Genomic DNA, 25,878 nt, shown 5'->3' on the forward strand with positions numbered 1-25,878 from the left:
CTCACTCCCTAGTTGGCTTTCACTTCAACCTCGATTTCGCGGGCTAACTCCCGGCCGAGGGCGATCTCCTGGTGGTTCTTGCTGATGATGATCGGCCCCGAAGGGATCACCTCGGCGCAGGTTACACTCTCACCTTCGCTGATGCCGAAGCGAATGGCCTGGGCCCGGAGAAGCGGGTCCGGGATACTGAGAATGCGTAAGACGGAACCTTTCTTGGCGCGATCAAGTTTCACCGTGGAGCACCTCCTGTAAAGTATGGTTTACCTAAATAAGTTAGTCTTGCCTAATTTCATTTGATAACACTAACTGCCGGTTGTCAAGAGTTGTTTTACCGCAAGAAAAGAAACTTGTGAAAGGGGCCTCGGACTGTGAGCCTTCTTGCGCCCGCTGATGTGCCGGATGTCGCGGAAGCCGATTTGATGAAGGTTGCGCACAATGTTACCCAGCCTGTCTCCGCCCACAATCAGAATGGACATCCATTCACCTCCCCTGCCTTTCCCTCAAGCGGTCGTGATCATCGTTTACGAGGAAAGTAGTGAAAAGCGGACGGTGATACCGATCAATTAACTTAGGTGAATCTAACTGTATTAAAGATGGCTAACTGCCGCGTGTCAAGTAGGTTTTTGCCAACGGCCTTAAAACTTAAAGGGGGATTCGCTGTGTGCGAATCCCCCAAATACTGGCAACGCCGACGACTGGTTTCATTCTTCATCCAGAAGGTCCAGCTTTCTAAGCACCTCGCGCACAGCTCCCGTCGCCCCGCGCGACGGCGCGTAGACGTAAGGTCTGCCCAGGCGTTTGCAGACATCCTCCACGTCGGGCATCTTGTGTTTCATGGCCTCGGTAACGATGACCACGATGTCGGCGCGGTTGACCTTGGACTCTAAAAACCTGCCCACCATGAAACCCGACTCCCAGCTGAACTCGGCGCCCAGGCGCTCGAACAGCCGCTTGAACGACTCCTTGTAAGCATCGGCGCCGACGACGAGAACGCGTTTGCCGTCCAGCAACAGCGCGTCGGGTTCATCTTTCGCGCGCTCCCGCTTTTTCTTGACCCGCTGGCGCTCGTGCAACTCGATAAAAGCCTCGGAAGCATCATACTTCCAGGCCACGCGGGCCTTGGCCGGATGGCCCTTTTCGTAGGCGATCTCCACGAGGTCGCCCTCTTCCAAATCAAAAGCCTGGATGTCGTTGTCGGGGACGCTGATGAACATTTCCTCGTCTTCGTTGTACGCTCCCCAGACGCCCCCCCGCATCTCCAGCACGGCAACGAAGCCGGTGCGCCCGGAGGCGTGGCCCAGTCCGCGGCGCTCCAGGACCTGGAAAAAGTACTGCGGGGTCCCCTTTTCGTTGCTGCCCTTGTCGCGCGCGCCCACGATGTCGCCGTGTTCGATCCCCTCGGCGCGTACAACGGACTCGGGAACGAAGATCTCCCTCCCGGCTTTGCCCTCATTGATCACCCCGCCCCGCACCAGGCGGGTGAACTCCCCCACGTGGTCCCACTCCCCCTTGTCCGCATCGGAGGATTTGGGTGCAAACGTAGTATCGCCGGTCAACTCCGGGGCGCATCTGTTCAAGATTTCTTCGGCCAGCAAAAGATCGTGGGCCTGATCGAGCAGTTCGCGCTGCCGCTCGACCGGAAGATCGTCCCGTAGTTCGGCATATATTCTTTTTCTGGCTTTGGCCAGAAGGGCCATAGTTGTTTTCAAAGCACCTTCGGACATCGGCTGCCTCCTCGCTGCTTTAAGCTGCTTTTAATGAAGTGTCTTTCCATGCAAAAACCGTCCCATCCTTTCCACCGCCGCCTGCAATTGGGCCTCGCCGCCGACCATGGCGATACGCACGTAGCCTTCGCCGCGAGCACCGAAGGCCACTCCCGGGACGACCAGCACCCCGGCGGCGCGGGCCAACGCAAAAGCAAATTCCCGCGACGTGCCCCACCCCTGCGGCAAAGGCGCCCACAGGAACATCGACGCGCGCGGTTTGGGGATCTTCCACCCGTATCTTTCCAGCCCGTCGACGAGGATGTCGCGCCGGCGCTGGTAGATGAGCGCCGTTTCCTTAACGTGCTCCTGGGGACCGCGCAAGGCGGCGATTCCGGCTTTCTGGACCGCCTTGAAGACCCCGTAGTCGATATTTGATTTTACAATCCGCAAGGCATCCAGGACAGCGGCATTGCCTACGGCGAAGCCCAAGCGGCAGCCGGCGAGGTTGTAGGTCTTGGAAAGAGAGTGAAACTCTATGCCCACATCCTTCGCCCCTTCGACCTCTAGAAAACTGGGCGGGCGATAACCGTCGTAAGCCAGCTCTGAATAAGCCACATCATGACAGACGACGATGTCATTGGCCCTGGCAAAAGCCACCACCCCGGCGAAAAAATCCTTATCGGCGACAGCGGCCACGGGGTTGTTGGGGTAGTTTAGAACCATTATCTTGGCCTTGCGGGCGACTTCCGAAGGAATAGCAGCTAGGTCGGGTAAGAAGCTGTTCTCCGCGGTGAGCGGCATGCGCTCGATGCGGCCCTCGGCCAACAGTACCCCGGCGCTGTAAATGGGATAGCCCGGATCGGGCACGAGCACCACGTCGCCGGGGTTGACAAGGGCCAGGTAGATGTGGCCCAGGCCGTCCTGCGAGCCCATCAGCGTAAGGACTTCGCGCGTGCAGTCCAGTTGCACCCCGAAACGTTCGTAATACCAGTCGGCGACCGCGGCTTTGAACTCCGGCATTCCTTCGGTTAAGGGGTACCGGAAGATGCCGGGCTCGTCCAGGGCGTCTTTCAACGCCTGAACGACATGCGGCGCCGGATGGCGGTCCGGGCTGCCCACACTGAGATTGATTACTTCCATGCCCTTGGCCTTGAGCTCACGCCCGAGGTCGTCCATTTCGCTGAATATCGCCGTATCGAGATGTCGAATACGCCTTGCCGTTTCCACAAAGCACCCCCCTGTTTCATCTTTCGGACATCGCACCTCAAACAGCCTGTCTTTAATTAGTTTAAGAGGTATTTTTCAACAGGCCTGCATCGCTTTCCTCCCGGCACTAGCATAAGCATGGGCTGGCAGTGGGATACTCAAAAAAATACGGGGGGATTGGCTATTCACACCCGGGCTGTTTTAATCAAACTGGCCTTTACCTTAATCATCGTGGGCGGCATTTTTAATCTCTGGTTCGGCCTCTCCCTGTTCAACACGCTGTTGACCGCCCTTATCGTCACAGGCATCGCCTACGTTATCGGCGACCTCTGGGTTTTTCCTTCCTTCGGCAACGTCATAGCTACCGTAATTGACGCGGCGCTCATCGGTATTACGCTCTGGGCCACCCAGCTTGTTCTGGTGGGGTTCGGCATCCAGAGCACGGCCATTCTTACCGCTTCCGCTTCCCTGGCCGTCGCCGAGTGGTTCTTCCACAGCTACCTGCACCGGACCGGACTGGTGCATCCCCCGCAAATTATTAATTGAACTGGTGTTTTAACGCCGGCGGTGTTAAATTGTCTATTGAATCCAATCAACTGACTATAAGATGATTATAAACCGGAAAGCGAGGTAACCGCCCTTGCAGCCTCCCTTTTACAGCCTCGATCGGCGCCCGCCGGCGGCGGTGACCGTGCTCGCAACCGTCCAGTGGATTGCCGTGATTGCGGCCAGTTCCATCGTCGTCCCCGTGACCGTCGCCCATGCCTTCAACCTGTCAGGAACCGAGGCAACCGGCCTTCTCCAGCGCACGCTGGTCCTTGTTGGAAGCGCCTCGCTGCTGCAGGCGACCGTCGGGCACCGCCTGCCCATCGTCGAAGGGCCGGCCGGCATGTGGTGGGCCGTCTTTCTCGTTATGGCTTCGATCGGGCCCGGCATCGGGAAAAGCCACGCCGAGGTGTTGGCGGGGCTGGAATTCGGACTCTTGGCGGCAGGGGCTTTCCTGCTTGTCCTCGGCGCCTCCGGCCTGGTTTCCCGCATCCGCCGCGTCTTCACCCCGTTGGTTACCGGAACGTATATGATCTTGCTGACCCTCCAGCTAAGCAAACCGTTCGCCGAAGGGATCCTGGGCATCGGCTACCTGAACCCGGCCGTCGATTTCAGAGTCGCCGTCATATCCATAGTCCTCGCGGCCTGGGTATTCTACCTTGCCGTTTTTACCCGCGGTCTTTTCAGCAATTTCTCCATCCTTATCGGCATCATTACCGGTTGGGGAGCTTTTGCGCTTTTCGGTTTAGCGAAGCCCGTCCCGGCCGCATCCCTGCCTGCGTTCTCTCTCCCCCGGCCTCTGGCATGGGGAGCGCCTGTACCCGATACGGGTATCGCTCTAACGGCCCTTGTAACGGCGGCGATTCTGCTGATCAACCTTATCGCCAGCATTGAAGTCACCAGTAAGGCCGCGCAATCCCAGACCCCCGATCTGACCTTCAACCGGGGAGGACTGCTGACGGGGGTCTCCCACCTGTTCTCGGGCTTTTTCGCAGGCGTGGGACTGGTGCCGCTTTCCATATCCGCCGGCTTTATCTCGGTGACGAGGATTGCCTCGCGTCTCCCCTTCCTTATCGCCGCCGCGGCCCTCCTGCTGCTCGGCACGGTCCCCGCGCTCGGAGCATTCCTGGCTGCGCTTCCCGCCCCCGTCGGCTATGCCGTCCTGGTTACCGCCTTTTCGAGAATGGTTGCCTTCGGCCTGCGCGATTACCAGCAGGCGGGGCTTTCGGAAGCGAATCTTACCACTGTGGGACTGTCACTGATGCTGGGGGTCGGCGTCATGTTCCTGCCCCAGGAAACACTAACACCCCTTCCGGCTCCCATACGTGTTTTCGCCTCCAACGGGCTCATCCTGGGGGTCGTGTTCGCCATTATCCTGGAACAGCTTGTCTTCCGCCGCTTTGGCAAGTAAGCCGCCCGCCGCGCCGGGGCCAATCTTCGATTATATATCTGGCAAATCCTGGTTTTTCCCCCCTTACTATCGCCGAAACGCGATGGTAAAATATGGTTAGTAATAGCAGGGGGAGGATAAGACATTGCTGCAGACCAGAGCCTGGCTGTTGTTCTGGGTTGGCCTGGGGACGTTTCTCGGCGGCGCGGTCCTGGAGAACCGTTTCCACCTGCTTCCTTACCTGGCGGCAGCGGGCAAGACGTTATCAGGGTGGGCTGCGACCCTGAACCCCGCCTCGTGGATAACGCTTGCCGCCTTCTGCGGGGTTGTTTTTGTACTTGCCGGCATTAAACTGGTCGAGCGCAGGCGCTGGCGAGCGCTAACGCAAAAGCCGCAGTATATCCTCCACAACAGGCGTCCAAAGCTGCTGTAAAGATCCCCGGCAAAATTCTTGATCAGGCAACCGGTAAGTGATTGGGCTGTTGCCAAGTCGACAGCCTTTTGTTTTTTGCCTTTCTCTTATGCTTATCCCTGCGCTCTCCGAAAGGGATATTGGATTTCCGTGTCGAAAAAACGCTGGGAATACCTTAGTAATGGAGGGCTAGTCTTGCGCAGGGTACCGGTTACCCTCCTCGAACCCGGGATGAAAGTAGGACGGGCTGTTTACAGTGCCGACGGCCAGATGCTGATCAACGCCGGCACCGTGCTAACCAGCCGCGTCATCAGCCGGCTGCGGGACTTTAGCATCGTCGCCCTGTACATAGACGACGGGCTGTCCGCAGACATCGAAGTCTCTGACGTGATCCGGGACGAAACACGTTATAAAGCCGTCAACCGTATCCACAACCTCATGCAGGAAGCAACGGTACAGCGGGAGGGGGTCGGCCGCACTCTCCTTATCGGGGAGGAAATGGCGAACTCGGTACTCGAAATCATCGACGAGCTTTTTGAATCCAAGGACCTCGTGGTAAACCTCGCCGATATCCGCATGCTCAATGACTATACCTTTTTCCATTCGGTCAACGTCTGCGTGCTGGCCGTTATGACCGGCATAACCCTGCAGATGGACCGCAAGGTCCTTTTTCACCTGGGATTGGGCGCGCTCCTTCACGATATCGGTAAAGTCCTGGTGGACCCCGCCATCCTGAACAAGCCCGGGCCCCTTACGGATGAAGAGTTCAACCATGTCAAAGAGCACACCACACTGGGTTACAAGTTATTGCGCCAGTCGAAAGGGATCAGCAGCATGGCGTCCCTGATCGCGCTCCAGCATCACGAGCGTTGGAACGGCCAGGGCTACCCGGAAGGTCTGAAGGGAGACCAGATTCACCTCCTGGCGGCCGTTACCTCGGTGTGCGATACCTTTGACGCGCTGACGTCCGACCGCAGTTACCGGAAAGCGCACCCCATCCACGAGGCTTACGAATTCATCGCATCTTCGGGAAGCGACCTTTTCGAGTCTAATATCGTCGACGCCTTTCTAAAAAATATCGCCGCCTATCCAAGCGGCACACTCGTTCTTTTGAATACCGGCGAAGTCGGCATCGTGATCGACACCCCGCGGGGTTTTGGCCGCCACCCGAACGTGCGCATACTTTTAGGCAGTGACGGCGGCCCGACGCAACCGTACGAAATATCTCTGGTTGAAAAACGGGGGGTGGTTGTCAAGGAGGTCCTCTCCGAACCCGAGATTAAACAGCTGCGAGACATGCTCAGACAATAACCGGACGCGGCAGGATTCATCCATTTATCGGCAAAAAAAAGAGCCCGGGTTCCCAGCACCCCGGGCTCAAGCCTTATAAGACCTGCTACTGGTTGGCTGCCTTTCTCCGGACGACGGTCCACTCGCGACGGGGCTGCCAACGCTTTTTGTTCCTGATGTTCCTGATGCTCCTAAAGCTCCTGGGCTTGGTCGACACTTGGCTAAGGATCTTGGCCTTCGCGACGACGGGATCCATACCGAGCCCCTCGCAAATCGATGCAAACAGCGGCGAGCGCAGGAATCCCAAAGCCGACAGGAAGTGAGACCTGTTCATGCCACCAGGCCCTTTCCGAATATCGCGTATTACTTCTTTCAATACAGCTGACGCAAGAATGAGGTGCCCTTCCAAGGTTGCCCCCCCTTTCCCGAAGCGGCGTTATAATCATTACTTGCAAAAATTCTACCTTTTGCAACGGGGTTGTCCATTGTTTTCACAAAATCTCCGTCGTGGCCGCAAGCCAAAGAACCGCTAATCAAACCCGGGCTTCCGCGCTCGGGAAACCAGGTCTGCCAGCGTGGTCCCGACAAGCACGTCGTATATCGCTCTGTTCACACCCTCCCATACCGGGCGCATGGCACATTGCCCGGCGCGTTTGCAGGACTCGGGGCAGGATACACAATCGGCGATATTCAGTTCCCCGCCCAGGACCTCAACAACCTGTGCCATGGTAACCTGAGTGGCATCTTTAGCCAGCACAAAACCGCCGCGCGAACCACGGACACTGCGCACCAGACCCGCAGCCTTCAAGGTCAGAATCAACTGTTCCAGGTATGCCTGGGAAAGTCCCTGTCTCCCCGCGATGTCTCTCAAAGGAACAGGTCCCCTGTCACTGTATTGCGCAATATCAACCAGTGCCCGGGCCCCGTACCTGACACGGGTTGTCAGTCTCATTCCGCCACCCCAATAGCATAATCCTTATAAGCTTACTAATAATTCTAACACGCAAAATCAAAAACCGTCAAAGGATAAGTCTTGAGACAAAGGAAACCGCGTGCAGATAGTGTAATAATGGGATGTGACATGACTTCGACAGGAAACGGGAAAATCTCTGTTTGACCGCAGCTGCTTGCGCTATAATTAAAGAAACAGCAAAGGAGGGTCGGAGTCAGTGCACAGGAAAACCGTATGTTTAACCCGCGAGGGAGGCAACGGGGTTCTTTTGCTTTTGGGCGGTTTCCTGGTGGGCGTCTTCTGGGGCTTGAAGGCCGCAGCCGTCCTCGGTTTGTATCTTTTTGGAGCCTACTGGGCTTTGGTGCTCTTTCACCAGCCGCTGAACAAAATCCTGGCGCCTTCCGGCCGCAGACGGGTAAATGACGAGCGGCCGCTGATCCTGATTAAGGTGCTTTTGCTGCTGCTATTCCTGTGGATTCCGGGCGTCGCGGCCGGAATGATTGAAACCGTCAAACCGCTGGTATCACCGCACCAACCTACTTACGCAGCATATCGGAGAGCTTCTTCATTAAAAAAATAAGGGCGATATTGGTCACGGCCATTACCCCGAAGAAAACGACGAGAATCATCCTCAAATCCCGGGGCCATTCGCTGAAGTAAATAAGCGCCGCCGCAACGATAAACAACAGGCTGGACACTATGCGTAAAATATTCATCCGCGTTCCCCCTCCGGCTAGCCGTACATTCCCATCATGCCTTATTTTATAACTAGCCTGCAAGTCTTTGGCCCGAAATGCTTTTCTTATGCTTCCAGCAAGCCTCTCCATCTTCCGCTAATTATTTGTCTTTGGTATACTTACCGTGTTGCCGTCATTAACTAGTAGATAGCAGCATATGCTTACGGGGCATCTCGGAGACTGTTGGTGGCCCTTCTAGGGGGGTTGGTCACCCTGGATAAGAAGATCCGCATTGCCAGGCTCTCTGTGGTATCGAACACTCTCTTGACCGTCGGAAAACTCGGCGTCGGGCTGTCCACGAACTCGGTGAGCATCCTTTCCGAAGCCCTGCACTCTGGTCTCGACCTTGTTGCCGCGCTGATCGCCTACTTCGCCGTCTGGAAATCAGGACAGCCGGCCGACGAACGGCATCAGTTCGGTCACGGGAAATATGAGAATGTCGCCGCTATCACCGAGGCCCTGCTCATCCTGGCTGCGGCCGCGGCGATCATTATTCAGGCAGTCCCCAAGTTTTTTCGACCGCACGAAATCCACGCTCTGGACCTTGGGGCCTCCGTTATGGCTGTTTCAGCGGTAGTAAATCTCGTTGTCTCCCAGTTGCTGTTCAAAACGGCCAGAGAGACCGATTCCCCAGCACTGGCCGGCGACGCCTGGCACCTCCGGACCGACGTTTACACCTCACTGGGCGTATTCGCAGGGCTCCTCGCCATTAGGTTTACCGGATTGACGATTCTCGACCCCGCCATCGCTATCGTCATTGCAGTGGTGATTATCAAGGCCGGTATTGACCTGCTCAGAAATTCGATGCACAGCATCCTTGACGCTAAGCTGCCCGAGGAAGACCTCAAGGTTATCAAGAACGTTTTATTACAGTTCGACTCGGAATACCTTGAGTTCCACGATCTGCGGACCCGGAAGGCCGGCCCCTACCGCTTCATTGACTTGCACCTCGTCGCCCCCGCCAACCGCCCCCTGCAGGATGTGCACAGCCTGTGCGACCGCATTGAAGAAGCTATTGAAAAACGGCTGCCGCGCACCGAAATGCTCATCCACATCGAGCCTTGCGACAAACACTGCGACAACTGCGACCAGTGTCCCGACAAATAGGCCGGGATGTCAGTCGATTCAGCCGGTGATAACGCCTCGCTTGGGACTTATGTTTTATTTTCACTAAAACCAAAGTATTATGAAATTAGGACAATTGTCCCAGGGCTTTTGCAAAAACGCCAATAAAGATCAAAATTCCAAAAGCCATAAATTAGTACATCATAAAGAGTTGGTGTCAGCTTACCGATATTTCTTTAGAGAATCTTAATTTTGTTTCTCGACATTTTTCTTGTTTCCTTTCCCGTAGGGCGCTATACTGGTAGCAAATCCAGATCGTTCCTTGGGCACTGACTATGAGTCCAATTCCTGGAGCGGCCATGCAAACTGTAAGAAAAAGGCAATCCCCGTCCTTCTTACACAAACAACCACTTGTTCCTAACCAATACTTGTTCCACCTTTATTTATGGTCCGTGGTATTGGTGGGATGGGGTATACTTTTTAATATTGGGCCAGGTATATCTACAGATCTCACACGTGCCCTTGCTATTCAGCTGCTAATCTGGAGCATTATAACTTTCTTTGGTGAATTCAAGTCGATAATACGAATAGCGCTTGAGCAAGAAATTACGGTCGCCTTTGCTGTGCATATCGCCGCCATTATTTACTTTGGCGTTCCTTTTGCCCTTATAGTCGCTGCAGTTAGTAGCGCCTTAATCGACTTGTTAGGTCGCCGGGGGTTTCAAAAGCTCCTGTTTAACGTAGGGCAATACTCTATAAGCATTTGGGCCACAGGGTTTGTCTTTTATACATTAAAACAATCCGACCCACTTACGCGTTTGAACCTGGAGCAGGACTTTCTGGCCATTCTGGTAGGTTGTTCGATCTACGTCATGTTTAACTGGCTCCTTGTATCAACAGTAATTAGCCTGTCAGCAAAGCTTCGCTTACGGGACATTCTCTCCAATCACTTTAAAGCCCAACTTTCCCATTTTGCCGCTTTAACCCCAGTAGCGATCCTGCTCGTTCTTCTTTATGAGCAAAACCCTCTTTCTATCATTCTTTTGGCCCTCCCTCTAATGATGACCCACAACAGTCTTACCCAACATATGGTAGTCATTAACCAGGCTCGTGAAACTATCGAACTTCTATCTGATACGATTGACGAACGCGACAAATATACGGCCAGCCATTCCAAGCGTGTTGCGGAATATGCACGAATGATTGCCGAAGAAATGGCCTTAAAAGCCCGTGAGATAGAAGAGATCTACATGGCGGGACGGGTGCACGACCTGGGGAAAATTTCTATCCCAGACTCGATCCTACTTAAGAGTGGCCGCCTCACCGATGAGGAGTTTGCCGTTGTTAAAGCCCATCCCAAGACAAGCTTCTTCCTGCTTAGCCGGATCAAGATGTACGAGCAGGCCGCCAGGCTCGCCCTTCATCATCACGAGCGCTATGACGGAAAAGGGTATCCTACCGGCCTTAAAGGCCAATCTATACCCCTTGGGTCGCGCGTCCTGGCCGTGGCGGATGCCTATGATGCCATGACCACCGACCGGCCCTACCGTCGAGCCCTGTCACGCGCACAAGCTTTGGCGGAGCTTGAGCGTCATAAAGGCACTCAATTTGACCCCGGGGTTGTTAATTCTTTTATAAGAGTGCTTTCTCGAAAGGAAGTGCAGGACTAGTGTTTCTTCTCTGGGCTGTATTCCTATCCGTTATTTTCGCCCTGCTCTTGCGGAAAGTTCCGGCAAGCACGCCGCGCCTGCGTTTCAGACACGGCTGGCTGGTCTTGCTGGCCATCTCCATCCAGATTCTGATCTTCACCCCGTTCGCCGAGGGTTACTTTGCCAAACTGGGACTCACGCCGGTCCTGAACACCGCCACCTATGCAATCATTGTGGTCTTTACCTTGCTTAACCGTAAAATCGCAAGCATCGCCGTTATCGGCCTCGGCACCCTTTCCAACCTTCTCGTCATTACCGCCAACAAAGGATACATGCCTGTAAAACTCGAAAGTCTCCGCCAGGTTGCGGAACCTGCTGTCGTCAATATCATCGCCGGCGGCGAACCCTACCGTAACTCCGTCCTCTTAACCGGCTCCACACCCTTGCCCTACCTCGCCGACATCTTTTATCTGCCGGCACAAATTCCTCTAGCCAATGTCTTCAGTGTCGGCGACGTTGTCATCGGCATTGGTGCCTTTATATTGGTCCAGCAGCTATTCGTCCCGAGACACCGGCGGTTTTATTTCTAAACAAAACAATCTTTGGGACTAAAGTTTCTTCAGTATTTGGCGATATAAATTTATAATGTGAATATAAGCAAGTTCGCCCACCCAAATCCAGATGCAGTATTGCTGGAGCCAAGAGATAAGGAGGGGTATCATATGCTCTGGTTTGCTTGTATTCCTTTATGGATTCTCACCTTTGCTCTAATAATTGCCAGCAGCGCCAGCTACCGTTGGGGTTAAAGACTACGTTTTTGGTTTGCGTTAAATAACGATCTGTTAAAGAAGATACCCCCATCACTTGATGGGGGTATCTTCTTTGTTCTTATAGCTTAGCTTAGCTTAGCTTATAAGTTAAATTATAACATTTTTTTATGAAGATTTTACCCTCAACAGCAGGAATCTAAAAAACAAAGTCAAATTAAATATTATCGACACATAATTAAAAAACTTTAGACCTCAAGCTAAAAAATTTATTATTTTGTGTCGAAAAATTTAAAACATCACAAGGTTTCTCAAAAACAATTAATACAAGGAGGGTTATCAATGATTCGCTGGATTTCTGCTCTGCCGCTTTGGGTTGTCGCACTTGCCCTTGTCGTCGCCGCCACTGCTTCTTACCGTTGGGGCTAAACCAATTAGAGTTTTGTCTTAACCAGTCGTGAGCACCCTTTAAAGACAAGGGTGCTCTTTTATTTTCAATGCATCATTTTTCGCTCTTCCAGCCTTTCGCGGTCAAGCTGCTCCTTCGCCTCGCTGTAGCTCCGCGCTGCTTCAGGGATGCACGCCAGCCGCTGGGCGGCCCAGCGCATCACCTTCCTTGTTTCCCGTCGAATCAATGCGCGCCAGGGATAAACCTGTCGAAAACCCGTGCTCCCCTGGCTGCTGAAAAACTCCACCACCATCCGGTCCTGATCTTTAAGGAGCGTCAGCGCCTTAACGGCTGTCGGATCGGAAACGTTAAAGAACACCTCCCCGGCAAAGGGATAGCGAGAATTGTTAACGTTGACAATCAGCCGTAAAATGGGATGGCTGGGCAAGTCCTCGATTTCCCAGCGGAAATTGAGGGGCAGTTGTTCCTCCGGAGCCTTGCGCCAGGTCTGAACCATTGCGGCGGGAGCCTTAATTAACAGGGTCGTTTCGGGTAGATTACGGTCGGGAAAGACCTTGATGGCGCAAATCATGCCTTCTTTTAATTCAGCCAGCAGTCTGTAAGGCGATTTAGCGATAATGTCAGCCAATGAAAACGCGGACCCTCCCGTTAGATATTCTCCGATGCGTCAACTACTTCGTAAGGATTTCAACCTGCTTTTCAAATTCCTCGAGCGCCTCCCGGTCCCAGCCCAGCTTGCGGTGGTGAACCCTGCCGTTCCTGTCTACAAACACCGTCTCCGGGATGGCTTGTACCCGGTAGGCCTTCCCCGCATCGCCGGAAACATCCAGGAGAACAGGGATGGTGATGCCCTTGCTGGTAAGAAAGTCTTGGAGTCTGGCGGAATCACCCCAGGCTACTAAATAGACATCAAAGCCCCGTTTCCTGTAGGCGGCTATCCTCAGCTGCAACTGCAGCGCTTCATCAACACAAGCCCCTCACCCCGGCGAAAAAAAGGAGATGGCCAGCGGCCGGCCTAAAAAGTCGTCCGGGAAGGCAACTTCTTTCCCGCTCGCGAGGTCCACCGCCCGGAAAGCCGGAGCCTTCCCATCGACAGGCGGTCGGTCGAGCGCTTCGCCCGGCGGCTTGGGAGCCTCGGGCCGCGCGCAAGCCCCCAGGAATACCAGCAACAGCACGAAAATCAGGTAAGCTCGTTTGTTTATTATCTTACATCCCTCCCGAATACAACACTTTCTTCCCGTTTTATACCAGAGGTAAACTGAAGCGCCCCTGACGGACAAACCCTGGTACAATCCAGGCAGCGGATGCATTCCGGGTGATTCGGCGTCCGGTCCACCGCCAGGCCCAGCGGGCAAGCGCTCCGGCAGCTGTGGCACCCTGTACACCGCCCGTGGTCCCATTCCAGCCGCCAGAGGCTGAACGCGTTAAAAAAGCTGTAAAAGGCGCCCAACGGACAGACAGTCCGGCAAAAAGGCCGGTAAACAAAGACCATCAGGATCAGCAGGAGAACAAGGATGGCCAGTTTAAACAGGAACAGGGAGCCCAACATCCCGCGGATTGCGGGATTGCCCAGCGCCAGCAGCACCCCGGCTTCCAGCGTGCCGGCCGGGCACAGGTACTTGCAAAAATACGGGGAGGCGGTCCCGTACGCGCCGATTGCCAGAACCGGCAAGGACACCGTCAAAACCAGCACGGCGTATTTCAACGTCAGGAGGATACCGGGCAGCTTTACGCGCCGCGCGCAAGGACGGGCCATAACCTCTTGCAGGAGGCCGAACGGGCACAGCCAGCCGCAGACCAGGCGGCCGACCAGTGCCCCAACCCCCGTCACCGTCCCCAGGACGTATAAAGAGACGGTCTGGCCCGGACCCGCCAGGAAAAACTGGAAGGACCCCACGGGGCAAGAGCCGACGGCCCCCGGACAGGAATAGCAGTTAAGGAAAGGGACGCAGACATTCTTCCCCGCTCCCTGGTAAATCGTTCCCGATGCGAACCCCGGCCAGTAACTGTTCGCCAGCAGGGCGGACATCAACTGCCAGGCCCGCCGGGGTATCGGCCACAGGCGTCCCCGGCTAGCCAATGCCGATGCACTCCAGGCAGATGCGGACCGCCTTTTGGAAGAGTTCCGGTATTTCTCCCCTCGCGGCGCCGGCCGCGATTAACAGGGCGCTCACAACCAGCAGCAGCACGGATAATCCGCGACCCGGCGGCAAGGTCCGTTGCGCCATTATAAAACCTCCTGTCCGCTAATTATACGGTGAAAAGCGATATTCCTGCCGGCGATCAGGGGTTGGAAGGGCAGTCCGGCTGAAACTGCTGCCATTATAAAGGATGGAGAGCCTGGGGCAAACCTTCAGGCATCAGGTTTAAGAAAAAACAAAAGGGTTGTTAAAACCCCCCGTCGAAGAAAAGGCTGACTCCCGATCACGTTCACTTACACCTGAGGGTAGAAGCCATGCTTTGCGCCACCTGCGTTAAAAACGGCAAGTGCCGTAAGAAGGAGAAGTTTGAAGACGCCGTTGAGTCGACCTATTTGCAGCAAGGGATCATCCCCGAGGAGCCCCTGGAGTTCGATACCTGTGACGGAGCGTTCCTCGTTTGGACCCCGGAAACGGGGATTTCGGCGAAATACTGCAGCGACTATGAAGCGGTCGAAACCATGTCATAAACAGGCCTTGGTAAGGGTTTACCTTCACAAAACAGGGAAAAGTTTTCCGGCCTTAAAATCTTACTTAGGAGGTATGTCCCTTGAAGGTTAAACACTGTCTTGTTATCGTCGTCTTGCTCGCCTTAAGCCTGTTGGCAGGTACGACCGCGTTTGCCGGTTCCGCCCCGACCGGCCAGGAACCGTCCCCTACGGGACTGCCTGTAATCACTGTTACCGGAACGGGCAAGGTAATGGTTCGCCCCGACACCGCCAGCATCACCCTCGGGGTGAACACCGTGGCGCCTACGGCGCAGGCGGCGCAAAAGGAAAACAGCCGTATCGCCAACCAGGTCCTCGAGGCCCTGGTCAAGATCGGCATCCCCAGGCAGAACATCCAGACCGTGGATTACAGTATCTGGCCTGAGTATTACCACCCCCCCTATAAGGAGGGCTCCCCGGAACCGCCCAAAGTTACCGCCTACCGCGTGATCAACAATATCCGCGTCGTGGTCGACGACACCAGTCAACTCGGTGCGGTTATAGATGCTGCCGTCAATGCCGGCGCCAATCAAAGCTACAACATCCAGTTCAGCAAGAAAGACGAGGTGGCCGCCCGGTCCGAGGCCCTGACGAAAGCGGTCGTCGACGCCCGCGCCAAGGCCGAAACGGTCGCCAGGGCGCTGGGGATGAAGATCAGCAAGGTACTGGCGGTTAACGTCGAGGGCGCCTACATGCCCGTTATCTACCGACCGATGAAAGCACTTGACGAAGGGCTGGGAGGAGGCACTCCGGTGGAACCCGGTCAACTGGAGATCTCCGGCAGCATCCAGATCCAGTTCGCGCTGAGCGAATAGAAAAACCCGATTGAACGTCAAGGGTGGCTAAAGAACAGCCACCCTCTCATTTCCCACCTCTCACCTCCCAGGGGATCTGGATTTTGGGCGTCATCGGGACGTGACCGAACAGTTCCTCGACACTGCCCGAGCGAATGATCCTGCCTTGCAGCATCGCGTAAACTTTGTCCGTCAGGTAAGGAATCTCCGTTGGGTCATGGGTTACAAAAACGGCCGTCACCGCCGTAGATCGCAACAACTCCCGCATGTCCCAGAGCAGCGCCAGCCGTGTCGGATAATCAAGAGCCGTGAACGGCTCGTCCAAAAAAAGAACCTCCGGCTCCAGGACAAAGGCGCGGGCAAGGCTGGCGCGCTGCGCCTCGCCGCCGGAAAGCAGGCGGGCCTGACGCTTAGCCAGCCGGTGGATCCCCAGGCGCTTCATCCACATGTACGCCCTGTCCTCGGCCTCGCTACGGGGGACGCCCCGGAGACGCAAGCCGGACATCACGTTGTCGATCACCGTACCGTCGAGAAGCAGCGATTCCTGGAAAACCACCGCCATCTTGCGCCGCAATGACAGGGCGTTCCTCCTGTCCGCCGCAACGCCTCCCACGATCACCCGGCCGGACGAAGGCTTTTGCAGAAGAGCCAGGCACTGCAGCAGGCTGGATTTGCCGGCCCCGTTGGGCCCGACCAGGGCGACAACCTCGCTGCGGTCTACAGCAAAAGCATCCACGTCGAGGATCCTGGTATTCCCTTTTACCAGCACCAACTGTGTGGCTTCAATGGCCCTGGTCATTGCGCCGAACGCCCCTTTTGCTGTTGCAAGGTAAGGACGAAGGTGATCAGGAAGGACATCAGCAGCAGGATAATGCTCAAGGCCGTCGCCAGCTCGGTCTGGCCTTTGGAGACTTCCAGGACGATGGCCGTGGTCATGACCCTCGTCTCGCCCTCGATGTTGCCCCCGACCATTATCGACGCCCCGACTTCCGAGATCACGCCCCCAAAACCCGCGATGATCGCCGCCAGGATACCCAGGCGCGCCTCACGGAGCAGCAGCAGGAGCATCTGCAGTTGCGTCGCCCCTAGGGCCAGGATTTGCAGCCGGATTTTCGGGTTGACGGACTGGATGGCGGCCACGGTGAAGCCGGCGATAATCGGGGAAGCGATGACGGCCTGGGCCACGATCATAGCCTTGGTTGTATAGAGCCAGCCAAGGAAGCCCAGCGGGCCGTAGCGGGTCAGGGTCAGCCAGGTGATGAGGCCGACCACCACAGGCGGAGCGCCCATGCCCAGGTAGACCAGACTCAGCGTTAAATTGCGCCCGGCGAACCTGCGCAGGGCCAGAAAGGCCCCGGCAGGGACGCCGATCACAATGCTGATCAGGGTCGCGGTGCCCGAAACGCGCAGCGTACGCGCCAGGATATCCATAACTTGCGGATCCAGGCTGACCAGAAGACGGATAGCCTCGCGTAACCCTTCGGCGTATACCTCCACAACCTGCCCCTCTCTTAACTACTTGGTCAGTTCATCCATCGTTTTCCCGGCATCGGGAATGAACAAAGGCTGGCCGTACTTGTCGACCCCAAACTCCCCGATCTTCTTCTGGGTCTCGGGGTTGATCATGTATTCCACGAAAGCCTTGGCACCTTCGGCATTAACCTTCTCGAATTTTTGGGAGCTCACCTGCATCACGTGGTAAATATTCAGCAGGGCGGCGTCGCCTTCCCTCATGATGTCCAGGTTGAGTTTTTCCTTCTGAGCCAAGTAAGTCGCCCAGTCGGTCAAGGTGTAGCCCTGCTTCTCGGAGGCGATGTTCAGGGTGGCACCCATACCCGTCCCGCTCTTCTGGTACCAGCTACCCGAAGGTTCAATCCCGGCGGTCCTCCAAATCGACACCTCTTTCTTGTGCGTCCCCGAGTCGTCGCCGCGCGAAACAAAAATGGCTTTTTTCGCCGCTACAGCCTTGAAGGCGCCCTCAATGGAAGCGGCCTTCTTGACCCCCGCCGGATCATCCTTCGGGCCCACGACGATGAAGTCATTATGCATCACTAGCTGGTAGTTGGTGACGATGCCCGCGTCGACCAGCGGTTTTTCGCTTGACGGCGCGTGCACCAGCAAGACATCGGCCTCGCCCTTCTCGCCCATTTCAAGGGCGGCGCCGGTGCCGACGGCGATGACCTTAACGTTGTAGCCGGTCTTCTGTTCAAAATCCGGAACCAGGATGTCCAGCAGGCCGGAGTCCACCGTGCTGGTGGTAGTGGCCAGGATAATGTCCTTTACCTTGGGCTCCTGCGGTTGCTGTGCTTGATCACCGGAACCCTTGTCTGACTGGCCGCCGCAGCCCGCGACGACAGTCAGGACCAGGGCAAAAACCAGTAAAAGGGTGAGAATTCTCTTCAAGCGCATCAGTATTCAGCTCCTACGAAATGATCAAATGTTTTCGGCAAAAACTCTCCCGCAGGGTCGCAAAAAAGCCGGATCCTGCGGAAAATAAAGCAAGATCCGGCCTTATCGACCGTAACATCTTGTTCTCCTTTCCGCACTGGGAGGCGCACCCGTTTCCCGGTGCACCCTATCGGTCCGCCGGCCGTAGCAAAGATTGCCGTAGGCCCGGAGACTCGGAGCAAGGTATTTAGTTTAACAGTTGGATTCGTGCAGAAGCTAAAAAATCCTGCCAATAATATTGAGATATCTCGCCTTCCAAATTCACCACCCAACGCTTGGCGTCCTATTTCCAGCTTGACTTCCAACTGTTGCTTCCCAAATCCTGGCTGTACGTTCATCCGAATACGCCCTATAATGGAATGAAGGATATCGTTTGAGGAGTGGTCGCCGTTGAGGTATGCCAAGCTGTCCGACGCCGGGCAGAAGGTTTTTGATGCCCGTTACGCCCAAAAAGACGAGCACGGCAACGTTATCGAGGATTTTGCACAGGCGGTGGACCGCATAGCTTCCGCGGCCGCCGGCGCCGAAAAGGGAAAGAAAAAGAAGTTCTGGGGATCCAAGTTCCAGGAAGCCATCGGCAACCTGACCTTTGTCCCCTCTACGCCCATTTGGGCCAACGTCGGCAAGTCCGACCGCCCCTGGCAGCCTTCCGCCTGTTTTGTGCTGGCCCTTGAAGACTCTCTCGAATCCATGTATGACACGCTGAAGAACACCGCCCTGGTCTTCAAGTCCGGCGGCGGCGTGGGATATAACTTCAGCCCCATCCGCCCGAAGGGAACGATCGTGATGTCCACCAAAGGGCAGGCCAGCGGCGTGGTCGAGCTGATCCGCCTGTACGACGCCTCTTCGGGCATGGTCATGCAGGGGGGCGTCCGCCGCGGAGCGTCGATGGGCATCCTGAACATTGACCACCCTGAAATCATCGACTTCATCAACTGCAAGCGCGACGGGACCATCACGCACTTCAACCTTTCCGTCGGGATCACCGACGCCTTCATGGAAGCCAAGGCCAAGAACGCCGATTGGCCGCTCGTTTTTAACGGCAGGGTTTACCAGGTCGTGCGCGCCCGCGAGCTCTGGAACATGATCACCGAGGCGGCCCACGCCTGCGGCGACCCGGGCCTGATCTTTCTCGACCGCCTGCAGCGCGACAACCCGGTACCTTCCAAGGTCATCAACGCAACCAACCCGTGTGTAACCGGTGATACTTGGGTCATTACCAGTGAAGGACCACGCCAGGTAGTGGAACTTATCGGGCGTCAATTTGAAGCAGTGGTCAACGGAATCGTTCGATTGTCTGGTACCGAGGGCTTCTTTGAGACGGGTACTAAACCTGTTGTCAGATTATCAACCCGTGAAGGGTATACCTTGCGGCTTACCGCTGATCATAAGGTCCTTCGCGCTGCAGAGAAAACCCGCTATCGTATTCATACCGAATGGGTTGCCGCATCCGAACTAAAGCCTGGTGACCAGATATGCCTCCATAACCATAGGCTACTGAACGGTTGGCCCGGGCCGCTGACTGAGGGCGAAGGATACCTGTTAGGCCTGTTGGTCGGTGACGGAACGTTGAAGGCTGAGACAGCCGTCCTTACAGCTTATACTAATGGCAGTATCAGTACTGAAGAATACGGTATCAAGACAGTAATGGAGCAAGCGGTTGGGTTTGCAAGACAAATACCACACCGTGCTGATTTCAAGGGATGGCATACCGTCAAAGGCCATAACGAATTCCGGCTTAAATTGGCCAGTCTTAGGGATATTGCCCTCAGCTTGGGTATGACTCCAGGGAACAAGATAATCACTCCAGCAATCGAACGCACCTCGTCCGACTGCTACCGAGGCTTTTTGCGGGGTCTGTTCGATGCTGATGGTACGGTTGTGGTTACCCAAGAAAAAGGAGTAAGCGTACGGCTGGCCCAAAGCAATCTTGAACTGCTGCGAGCTGTTCAAAGGATGTTACTGCGCCTCGGTATCGCTAGTGACATTTATTCTGAGCGTCGCTCCGAAGGCTTCAAGCTGTTGCCGGACAGTAACCGCAATCCAAGACAGTACGTGGTTAAGACCCAACACGAGCTAGTGATTAGTAAGGACAACCTTCAGTTGTTCGCTGACCGGATCGGGTTTGCCGACAGTTTAAAGGCAACAAAATTAGCATCTCTTCTTGGTTCATATAAACGGATGCTGAATCGGGAGCGGTTTGTTGCTACTGTCCTCTCCGTTGAGGATGACGGATCAGAACCTGTCTATGATGTACAGATTCCCGGCGTTAACGCTTTTGATGCCAACGGCATTTATGTCCATAACTGTGGGGAGCAGCCCCTGTATCCGGGCGAATCCTGCCTGCTGGGCAGCATCAGCCTTGATAAGATGCTGCGCCAAACCAATAACGGCTACGTTATTGACTGGGACAAGCTGCGGGAGGCGACCATCATCGGCGTGCGTTTCCTTGACGACATCATCGATGTGGCCGAGTACCCGCTCGATTTCATCGCCGAGGCGACGCGGGCGACCCGCAAGATCGGCCTGGGGATCACCGGGCTGCACGATTTGCTGATTATGCTGGGACTTCCCTACGACAGCGAGGAGGGACGGAAGGCCGCCGGGGAGGTCATGCGTTTCATCCAGGAGACCGCCCACCGGTACTCCGAAGAGCTTGGCGCCGAAAAAGGCCCGTTCCCGGATTGGGAACAAAGCATCTTCTTCCCCCACAGTAAGCGGCGCAACGCGGCATGCATCACCATCGCCCCCACGGGCTCGGTAACGACGATGGCCGGGTGTGAAGGATACGGTATCGAGCCCATCTTCGCCGTGGCCTATTCCAAGGCGACTGACGTGGCCGGAATTTTCGAGGTCTTTTCTCCCCTCTTCCGCAAAGCCTGCGAACGGCACGGCGTACCCCGCGAGGTTATGTCCGAGGTCGCCAGAAGAGGCTCCTGTGTAGGTGTTGAAGGCATCCCCGAAGAAATTGCCGCCGTCTTCAAGGGCGCCCAGGACATCGCCCCCGAGGACCACATCCTGATGCAGATCGAACTGCAGAAGTACGTCGACAACGCCATCTCCAAGACCATCAACCTGCCCAACTCGGCGACCATCTACGACATCGAACAGGCTTACGAGATGGCTTACGCCGGCAACCTCAAAGGCATCACCGTCTTCCGCGACGGCTGCAAGGAAGGCGTCGTCACCGTCGGCAAAGGAAAGGAACGCCAGAAGCCGCCGGGAGAACTGGAGCGCGGTGAAATCAGGCCGCGCCCGGCCAACGCCCAAGGTGTGACCCACCGCCTTGACTCCGGGTGCGGGAAGATCTACCTGACGGTCAACTACATCCCCGAAACCGGGGAGATCATCGAAACCTTTATTACCACCGGCTCCGACGGGGGCTGCCTGATCTATACCGAAGCAACCTCCCGCCTGATCTCCCTGGCCATCCGCGGCGGCATCAGTATCGACGAGATCGTCGGGCAGCTCATGAGCACCCACGCCTGTCCCTCGTACCAGTTCGCCCGCGGGCGCGGCAAGCCGGTCTCGCCCGGCAAGTCCTGCGCCTCGGCCATCGCCAGGAAACTGGTGGAGATCAGGGACCAGTTGGCCATTAAAAGCCAGCAGGGCAAGCTTACCAAGCAGCTCAACGGGGATGACGAAGAGGTAGAAGAAGCCAGGGACATCTGCCCCGGGTGCAAGACCAAGATGCGCCGCGCCGAAGGCTGCTTCGTCTGCCAGAACTGCGGCTACAGCAAGTGTTAGGGATATTGACTATGAAAGGTTGATTCGGTCAAATGAACATCTATGCCACTTACGCGGAGCAGCGGGCCAAGAAAGTTCTAAGCGCTTTACAGCGCAACGGTTTTAAGGCTCTCTATTTCCCCGGCAAAGATGACGCCGTACGGGAAGTGCTGACCCAGATTCCGCCGGGAAACAACGTCGGCATCGGCGGCTCCGTAACTATCCGCAGCCTCGGCATCGCCGACGCCCTGCGCAAGCGCGGGCAAACCGTCTTCGATCATTGGGTCCCCGGCCTGAACGACGAACAGCGAGCGGAGGTGCGCCGCGCGCAGTTGACCGCAGACGTTTTCCTGGCCGGCTGCAACGCCATCACCCTTGACGGCCATCTGGTAAACATCGACGGTATCGGCAACCGGGTGGCGCCGATGATCTTTGGACCCCGGAAGGTTATCCTCGTCGCCGGCGTCAACAAGGTGGTCAAGGATCTGCACGCCGCCCTGGACCGGATCAAGAACCAGGCCGCGCCCTTGAACGCCGTGCGCCTTAACTACCCGTCGCCCTGCGGCAAGACGGGTTACTGCACCGACTGCGCGGGTTCCGCACGAATGTGCCGGGTAACATCAATTATCGAGGCCCGGCCCGACGGGATACCCGATTACACCATTATCCTTATCGGCGAAAACCTCGGATTCTAATACTTTACCCCCGTTTGCCCTTCCCTCTGTTTGATTGCGCAATGACACAACCCGCTATAAATCCCATTATTTTCATGAAGGGATTATTTTTTTTTAATGTAAACTTTTATCATTAATAGACTTAGTTGCAGGCCCTGGTGCATACTTCCGGCCCTGGAGGTTACAATGTCCCGCAATAAAAAATGGTTGAATTTTGTGGCTGTGGCCTTATTTTTTTGTGTTTTTACGATTGCTGCTTCGGCGGCATGCGGGGCCGCTTTATTGAAACCCGGCGACAGCGGGTCCGACGTGTTTGCATTACAGCAGCAACTGCGGCAACTCGGTTATTTGAATGCAACCCCCAACGGCTATTACGGGCCGAAAACGACCGCAGCGGTTGCGCAGTTGCAAAAGGACTATAATCTGGCCGCCAACGGCGTTGCCGACTTGCGAACCAATCAACTGATTAACCGGTTATTGACGTCCGCCAAAACCACCCGCAAAGAGGTTTTGGGATTTTACGTCTGTGACGAGCCGCGCATTCCTTCTTCCTTCGGCACCTTGGCCGCACAGAAGGACAAAATAACCTCCATCGCCCCCTTTTGGTACCGCCTGGATAGTAATAACCCCACAAAGCTTGAAATCCAGGGTAACGCCACCCGCGAAGAAATCGACCGGGTTATCCGTTTCTGCAAGGACAATAATATTAAGAACTATGCGCTGGTCCACAACCTGCTCTACAACAGTTCAACCACCGGCAAGGACGTGGTCCGCACGGCGCTGTCCGATCCCCAAAAACGCTGGGCGCTGGTGATGAATATTTTCAACCTGCTGAAAAGCAAGGGGTTTGACGGCGTATGCATCGACATCGAGAATATTTATTCCGCTGACCGGGACCTGTACAACCAGTTCTTAGCCGAGCTCTCGGCCCAGCTTAAACCTGCCGGATACGCGATTATTGTCTGCGTGCCGCCCAAAGTATCCGACAGCCGGTCAGGCGGCTGGGGAGACAACTTTGATTACGCCAAAGTCGGAAAGTATGCGGATATGGTGGCTGTAATGGCCTATGACGAACACACCACCGTGACCGGTGCCGGCCCTATAGCTTCGCAGGGATTTGTTGAAAAGGTTGTAAAATACACCCTTTCCAAACTGCCGGCGGAAAAGGTGCTGCTGGGCATACCCGGCTACAGCTTCGACTGGAACCTTGACCGCGGCGGGGCGACCTACCTTTCTCACGAGCTGGCTATGGCAACAGCCCGTCGGTACAACAGAAGCGTACAATGGGATGAAAGGAACCATGCTCCCTATTTTGAGTATGCGGACAGGAGCGGTTCCAGCCATACCGTCTACTTTGAAAACGCCGGCAGCCTCGCGGGAAAACTGGACCTGGTCAACCGCTACAACCTGCGGGGTATCGCCCTATGGCGCCTGGGGATGGAGGATCCCGGCACCTGGGAGCTGATCGCCCGTAAGTTCCAGCCTCACGCCATAACCATCACTGTCAACGGAAAATCCGTTAATTCGGATGCGGCCTGCTACGTAGACCGCAACAACCGCACGATGGTTCCCTTGCGCTTCATTGCCGAGGCCCTGGGCGCGCAGGTCCAGTGGGACGCCGCCAAGGGCTGCGTGACAGTAACCAGAGGGAACGATACGATACAATTGTGGCTTGGGACCAAGGGTTACAGGCTCAACAACGGCTATCACGAAATGGATACCATTCCGGTCGTCAAGGACGGCCGCACCATGGTCCCCCTGCGTTTCATCGCCGAAGCCTTCGGGGCCAAGGTCGACTGGGATGGAAAAGCCAAGAAAATTGCCGTAACACTGTAACAGGCGATGGCCCGAAATTCGGCTTCCCTGATCAATGATCTTTAATTGACAGCTGACAATTGACCGCCGACCACTCCCCGTATTTCGTGGAATCGACTTGCCGATTCCTCCTTTTTTTGTTTCCGGCCGTTTCTGCCCAACAACTTGCAGAATTAGTCTTCCCGCTTTTACAGTGGCGAACGCCGCGAACCTCCCTTCATATATTAACTAGTAATATTGATAAATTATTTGACAATGATACTGTTAGGTTATATATAAATATTAAGAGGATATTTAAAGGTGGATGCTGGTAACAATGGTTAAGGTGCCCGATCGAACCGCTGTCTATCCTATAGGCGTTGTCGCCGAGCTGATGAAAATCCATCCCCGGACGCTGCGCATCTACGAAGAATGTAAACTTGTATGCCCGGCGCGCACGGCAGGCAACAATCGCCTATACTCCCAGGCTGACCTGGACCTTATTGCCCGTATCCGCTACCTGACCCAGGAACGCGGGGTCAACCTGGCAGGAGTAAAGATTATCCTCGAGCTGGAGGAGATGTTCGGACAGGTGGTAACCAACGTCGTCTTTGAGCGTGAAACAAGCCAGGATGAATAGCGTGGTGGGGGGTGTGATCTTTTGCAGTATAAAGACTACTACGCCATTTTAGGTGTTGACAAGAATGCAGACGCCAAACAGATTAAGGAAGCGTACCGGAAACTAGCCCGCAAGTACCACCCTGACCAGAACAAGGAGCCGGGCTCGGCCGAGAAGTTCAAGGAAATCAACGAAGCTTACGAGGTGCTCAGTGATCCGGAAAAACGGGCCACTTACGATTCAATTCCGTACGGCTGGACAGGGCAGGACTTCGGCCAGGGCCACGAAGGTTTTCGCTTCGCGGGACCCTGGACCAGGGGAGGCCGCAGCCAGGGCATCAGGTTCACCTTCGGTACCCGGGATACCGACGGGTTCAGCGACTTCTTTAAAACGATCTTCAGCGGGGGCCTCGGCGACCTTTTCGCCGACCAGGACATCTTCAAAGGCTGGGATGCCGAGCCCCGGCAGGCGAATTACGAAACGACCCTGGAGATTACCTTGCAGGAGGCTTACACCGGAACCGAAAAGAAGCTGCGCGTCAATGGCAGGCAGATCACCCTGAAGGTCCCGGCGGGCGCGTCAGACGGTTTGCGTTTACGCGTGCCGGGCGTCATGGACACGGGAGGGAGCCAGCCCGCCGACCTTTACGTCACCCTGCGGGTCAAGCCGCACCCCTTCTACCGTATTACCGGCCGGGATATCGAATGCGACATGCCTGTTTCGGTTGTCGAGGCCGCCCTGGGAACAACGATTGAGTTTCCGTACCTGAAGGGGACGGTAAAGCTCACCATCCCCCCGGGCAGCCAGAACGGCACGGTGCTCCGCCTCAGGGGGTTGGGACTGCCGGGTATGAAAGGCGAAAAACCCGGGAACCTGCTGGTCCATCTGGACCTCAGAATCCCGGAGCGCCTCACGGGAGCGGAGAAGAAAGCCCTTCAGGAACTCGGACGCGTGTCTTCCTTTAACCCGCGCCAGGGCCTGGCTTTCAATTAACAAAGGGAGGGTTGA

At 55.8% G+C, this 25,878-nt stretch carries 30 protein-coding genes and 1 riboswitch; of the genes, 15 read left to right on the forward strand and 15 right to left on the reverse strand.

Going from position 1 to position 25,878, the window contains the following annotated elements:
* Positions 1 to 8: 8 nt before the first annotated feature.
* From ACPV0M_RS06900 to ACPV0M_RS06915, 4 genes are all read right to left on the reverse strand, one after another.
* Positions 9 to 233 carry a FeoA family protein gene (locus ACPV0M_RS06900; RefSeq protein ID WP_425619942.1) on the reverse strand — a complete coding sequence of 75 codons (225 nt, stop codon included), beginning with the start codon at positions 231 to 233 and terminating at the stop codon, positions 9 to 11.
* Between the two features lie 69 nt (positions 234 to 302).
* The gene (locus ACPV0M_RS06905; protein WP_425619943.1) at positions 303 to 476 is read right to left on the reverse strand and encodes a hypothetical protein; all 174 of its coding nucleotides are present in this window, start codon (positions 474 to 476) and stop codon (positions 303 to 305) included.
* Between the two features lie 225 nt (positions 477 to 701).
* Entirely contained in the window at positions 702 to 1,724 is a 1,023-nt protein-coding gene (locus ACPV0M_RS06910; protein WP_425619944.1) for a DUF2325 domain-containing protein, read from the reverse strand.
* Positions 1,725 to 1,754: 30 nt separating this feature from the next.
* Positions 1,755 to 2,933: an LL-diaminopimelate aminotransferase gene (locus ACPV0M_RS06915; RefSeq protein ID WP_425619945.1), complete on the reverse strand. Its 1,179-nt coding sequence runs from the start codon at positions 2,931 to 2,933 to the stop codon at positions 1,755 to 1,757.
* A gap of 156 nt (positions 2,934 to 3,089) precedes the next feature.
* On the opposite strand from ACPV0M_RS06915, the gene ACPV0M_RS06920 reads away from it, so the two are divergent.
* The 4 genes from ACPV0M_RS06920 to ACPV0M_RS06935 all read left to right on the forward strand — a co-directional run bounded on the left by ACPV0M_RS06920 (position 3,090) and on the right by ACPV0M_RS06935 (position 6,571).
* Positions 3,090 to 3,458, forward strand: a complete 369-nt coding sequence (locus tag ACPV0M_RS06920) for a DUF2512 family protein (RefSeq protein WP_425619946.1) — start codon at positions 3,090 to 3,092, stop codon at positions 3,456 to 3,458.
* Positions 3,459 to 3,552: 94 nt separating this feature from the next.
* The gene (locus ACPV0M_RS06925) at positions 3,553 to 4,869 is read left to right on the forward strand and encodes a purine/pyrimidine permease (RefSeq protein WP_425619947.1); all 1,317 of its coding nucleotides are present in this window, start codon (positions 3,553 to 3,555) and stop codon (positions 4,867 to 4,869) included.
* Between the two features lie 124 nt (positions 4,870 to 4,993).
* Positions 4,994 to 5,281, forward strand: coding sequence for a hypothetical protein (locus ACPV0M_RS06930; protein ID WP_425619948.1), 288 nt, complete (start codon positions 4,994 to 4,996; stop codon positions 5,279 to 5,281).
* Between the two features lie 174 nt (positions 5,282 to 5,455).
* Complete coding sequence (locus tag ACPV0M_RS06935) at positions 5,456 to 6,571, forward strand: HD-GYP domain-containing protein (protein ID WP_425619949.1); 1,116 nt, start codon at positions 5,456 to 5,458, stop codon at positions 6,569 to 6,571.
* An 85-nt stretch (positions 6,572 to 6,656) separates the two neighbouring features.
* Here ACPV0M_RS06935 and ACPV0M_RS06940 read toward each other — a convergent pair whose 3' ends face one another.
* Positions 6,657 to 6,884, reverse strand: coding sequence for a hypothetical protein (locus tag ACPV0M_RS06940; RefSeq protein ID WP_425619950.1), 228 nt, complete (start codon positions 6,882 to 6,884; stop codon positions 6,657 to 6,659).
* A 195-nt stretch (positions 6,885 to 7,079) separates the two neighbouring features.
* Complete coding sequence (locus tag ACPV0M_RS06945) at positions 7,080 to 7,502, reverse strand: RrF2 family transcriptional regulator (RefSeq protein ID WP_425619951.1); 423 nt, start codon at positions 7,500 to 7,502, stop codon at positions 7,080 to 7,082.
* A gap of 217 nt (positions 7,503 to 7,719) precedes the next feature.
* On the opposite strand from ACPV0M_RS06945, the gene ACPV0M_RS06950 reads away from it, so the two are divergent.
* Positions 7,720 to 8,082: a hypothetical protein gene (locus ACPV0M_RS06950; RefSeq protein ID WP_425619952.1), complete on the forward strand. Its 363-nt coding sequence runs from the start codon at positions 7,720 to 7,722 to the stop codon at positions 8,080 to 8,082.
* On the opposite strand, the gene ACPV0M_RS06955 is transcribed toward ACPV0M_RS06950, so the two are convergent.
* Positions 8,039 to 8,218, reverse strand: a complete 180-nt coding sequence (locus ACPV0M_RS06955; protein WP_425619953.1) for a hypothetical protein — start codon at positions 8,216 to 8,218, stop codon at positions 8,039 to 8,041. The genes ACPV0M_RS06950 and ACPV0M_RS06955 overlap by 44 nt on opposite strands.
* 207 nt (positions 8,219 to 8,425) lie before the next feature.
* On the opposite strand from ACPV0M_RS06955, the gene ACPV0M_RS06960 reads away from it, so the two are divergent.
* The 3 genes from ACPV0M_RS06960 (at position 8,426) to ACPV0M_RS06970 (ending at position 11,543) form a co-directional block, all read left to right on the forward strand.
* A complete protein-coding gene (locus ACPV0M_RS06960; RefSeq protein WP_425619954.1) occupies positions 8,426 to 9,346 on the forward strand; it encodes a cation diffusion facilitator family transporter in 921 nt (306 codons plus the stop codon).
* 317 nt (positions 9,347 to 9,663) lie between these two features.
* Positions 9,664 to 10,974 carry an HD-GYP domain-containing protein gene (locus ACPV0M_RS06965; RefSeq protein ID WP_425619955.1) on the forward strand — a complete coding sequence of 437 codons (1,311 nt, stop codon included), beginning with the start codon at positions 9,664 to 9,666 and terminating at the stop codon, positions 10,972 to 10,974.
* On the forward strand, positions 10,974 to 11,543 hold the full coding sequence (locus tag ACPV0M_RS06970; protein WP_425619956.1) for a DUF5317 domain-containing protein: 570 nt from the start codon (positions 10,974 to 10,976) through the stop codon (positions 11,541 to 11,543). Before ACPV0M_RS06965 ends, ACPV0M_RS06970 begins: the two co-directional genes overlap by 1 nt.
* 671 nt (positions 11,544 to 12,214) lie before the next feature.
* On the opposite strand, the gene ACPV0M_RS06975 is transcribed toward ACPV0M_RS06970, so the two are convergent.
* Genes ACPV0M_RS06975 through ACPV0M_RS06995 form a run of 5 tightly spaced genes read right to left on the reverse strand, consistent with a single transcriptional unit; the run spans position 12,215 to position 14,357 of the window.
* Positions 12,215 to 12,757 carry a hypothetical protein gene (locus ACPV0M_RS06975; RefSeq protein WP_425619957.1) on the reverse strand — a complete coding sequence of 181 codons (543 nt, stop codon included), beginning with the start codon at positions 12,755 to 12,757 and terminating at the stop codon, positions 12,215 to 12,217.
* Between the two features lie 43 nt (positions 12,758 to 12,800).
* A complete protein-coding gene (locus ACPV0M_RS06980) occupies positions 12,801 to 13,079 on the reverse strand; it encodes a TlpA disulfide reductase family protein (protein ID WP_425619958.1) in 279 nt (92 codons plus the stop codon).
* Positions 13,080 to 13,106: 27 nt separating this feature from the next.
* Positions 13,107 to 13,304, reverse strand: coding sequence for a hypothetical protein (locus tag ACPV0M_RS06985; protein WP_425619959.1), 198 nt, complete (start codon positions 13,302 to 13,304; stop codon positions 13,107 to 13,109).
* A 26-nt stretch (positions 13,305 to 13,330) separates the two neighbouring features.
* Positions 13,331 to 14,209 carry a 4Fe-4S binding protein gene (locus tag ACPV0M_RS06990; protein ID WP_425619960.1) on the reverse strand — a complete coding sequence of 293 codons (879 nt, stop codon included), beginning with the start codon at positions 14,207 to 14,209 and terminating at the stop codon, positions 13,331 to 13,333.
* Positions 14,202 to 14,357: a CD1871A family CXXC motif-containing protein gene (locus ACPV0M_RS06995; protein ID WP_425619961.1), complete on the reverse strand. Its 156-nt coding sequence runs from the start codon at positions 14,355 to 14,357 to the stop codon at positions 14,202 to 14,204. Before ACPV0M_RS06995 ends, ACPV0M_RS06990 begins: the two co-directional genes overlap by 8 nt.
* Before the next feature lie 227 nt (positions 14,358 to 14,584).
* On the opposite strand from ACPV0M_RS06995, the gene ACPV0M_RS07000 reads away from it, so the two are divergent.
* Together ACPV0M_RS07000 and ACPV0M_RS07005 are read left to right on the forward strand one after the other, a co-directional pair.
* Positions 14,585 to 14,797, forward strand: coding sequence for a hypothetical protein (locus ACPV0M_RS07000; protein ID WP_425619962.1), 213 nt, complete (start codon positions 14,585 to 14,587; stop codon positions 14,795 to 14,797).
* A gap of 80 nt (positions 14,798 to 14,877) precedes the next feature.
* Positions 14,878 to 15,630: an SIMPL domain-containing protein gene (locus tag ACPV0M_RS07005; protein ID WP_425619963.1), complete on the forward strand. Its 753-nt coding sequence runs from the start codon at positions 14,878 to 14,880 to the stop codon at positions 15,628 to 15,630.
* A 46-nt stretch (positions 15,631 to 15,676) separates the two neighbouring features.
* Here the strand turns inward: ACPV0M_RS07005 and ACPV0M_RS07010 are convergent, their stop codons facing one another.
* From ACPV0M_RS07010 to ACPV0M_RS07020, 3 genes are read right to left on the reverse strand one after another with little or no spacing between them, the layout of a single operon-like run.
* Entirely contained in the window at positions 15,677 to 16,408 is a 732-nt protein-coding gene (locus ACPV0M_RS07010; RefSeq protein ID WP_425619964.1) for an energy-coupling factor ABC transporter ATP-binding protein, read from the reverse strand.
* Positions 16,405 to 17,106: an ABC transporter permease gene (locus ACPV0M_RS07015; RefSeq protein WP_425619965.1), complete on the reverse strand. Its 702-nt coding sequence runs from the start codon at positions 17,104 to 17,106 to the stop codon at positions 16,405 to 16,407. Before ACPV0M_RS07015 ends, ACPV0M_RS07010 begins: the two co-directional genes overlap by 4 nt.
* Positions 17,107 to 17,124: 18 nt before the next feature.
* The gene (locus ACPV0M_RS07020) at positions 17,125 to 18,018 is read right to left on the reverse strand and encodes a substrate-binding domain-containing protein (RefSeq protein ID WP_425619966.1); all 894 of its coding nucleotides are present in this window, start codon (positions 18,016 to 18,018) and stop codon (positions 17,125 to 17,127) included.
* Positions 18,019 to 18,126: 108 nt separating this feature from the next.
* Positions 18,127 to 18,248, reverse strand: a riboswitch (molybdenum cofactor riboswitch).
* Positions 18,249 to 18,447: 199 nt separating this feature from the next.
* Between ACPV0M_RS07020 and ACPV0M_RS07025 the strand changes: the two genes are divergently transcribed.
* The 5 genes from ACPV0M_RS07025 (at position 18,448) to ACPV0M_RS07045 (ending at position 25,863) form a co-directional block, all read left to right on the forward strand.
* Positions 18,448 to 21,804: an LAGLIDADG family homing endonuclease gene (locus ACPV0M_RS07025; RefSeq protein WP_425619967.1), complete on the forward strand. Its 3,357-nt coding sequence runs from the start codon at positions 18,448 to 18,450 to the stop codon at positions 21,802 to 21,804.
* A 32-nt stretch (positions 21,805 to 21,836) separates the two neighbouring features.
* Positions 21,837 to 22,478, forward strand: a complete 642-nt coding sequence (locus tag ACPV0M_RS07030; protein WP_425619968.1) for a lactate utilization protein — start codon at positions 21,837 to 21,839, stop codon at positions 22,476 to 22,478.
* A gap of 288 nt (positions 22,479 to 22,766) precedes the next feature.
* A complete protein-coding gene (locus ACPV0M_RS07035; RefSeq protein WP_425619969.1) occupies positions 22,767 to 24,293 on the forward strand; it encodes a stalk domain-containing protein in 1,527 nt (508 codons plus the stop codon).
* A gap of 295 nt (positions 24,294 to 24,588) precedes the next feature.
* On the forward strand, positions 24,589 to 24,891 hold the full coding sequence (locus ACPV0M_RS07040; protein ID WP_425619970.1) for a MerR family transcriptional regulator: 303 nt from the start codon (positions 24,589 to 24,591) through the stop codon (positions 24,889 to 24,891).
* 21 nt (positions 24,892 to 24,912) lie between these two features.
* On the forward strand, positions 24,913 to 25,863 hold the full coding sequence (locus tag ACPV0M_RS07045) for a DnaJ C-terminal domain-containing protein (protein ID WP_425619971.1): 951 nt from the start codon (positions 24,913 to 24,915) through the stop codon (positions 25,861 to 25,863).
* The last annotated feature ends 15 nt before the right edge of the window (positions 25,864 to 25,878 follow it).

The sequence above is a fragment of the Desulfosceptrum tomskiensis genome, assembly GCF_049818055.1.
In the GTDB taxonomy this organism is placed as follows: domain Bacteria; phylum Bacillota; class Desulfotomaculia; order Desulfotomaculales; family JASEER01; genus JBFLVT01.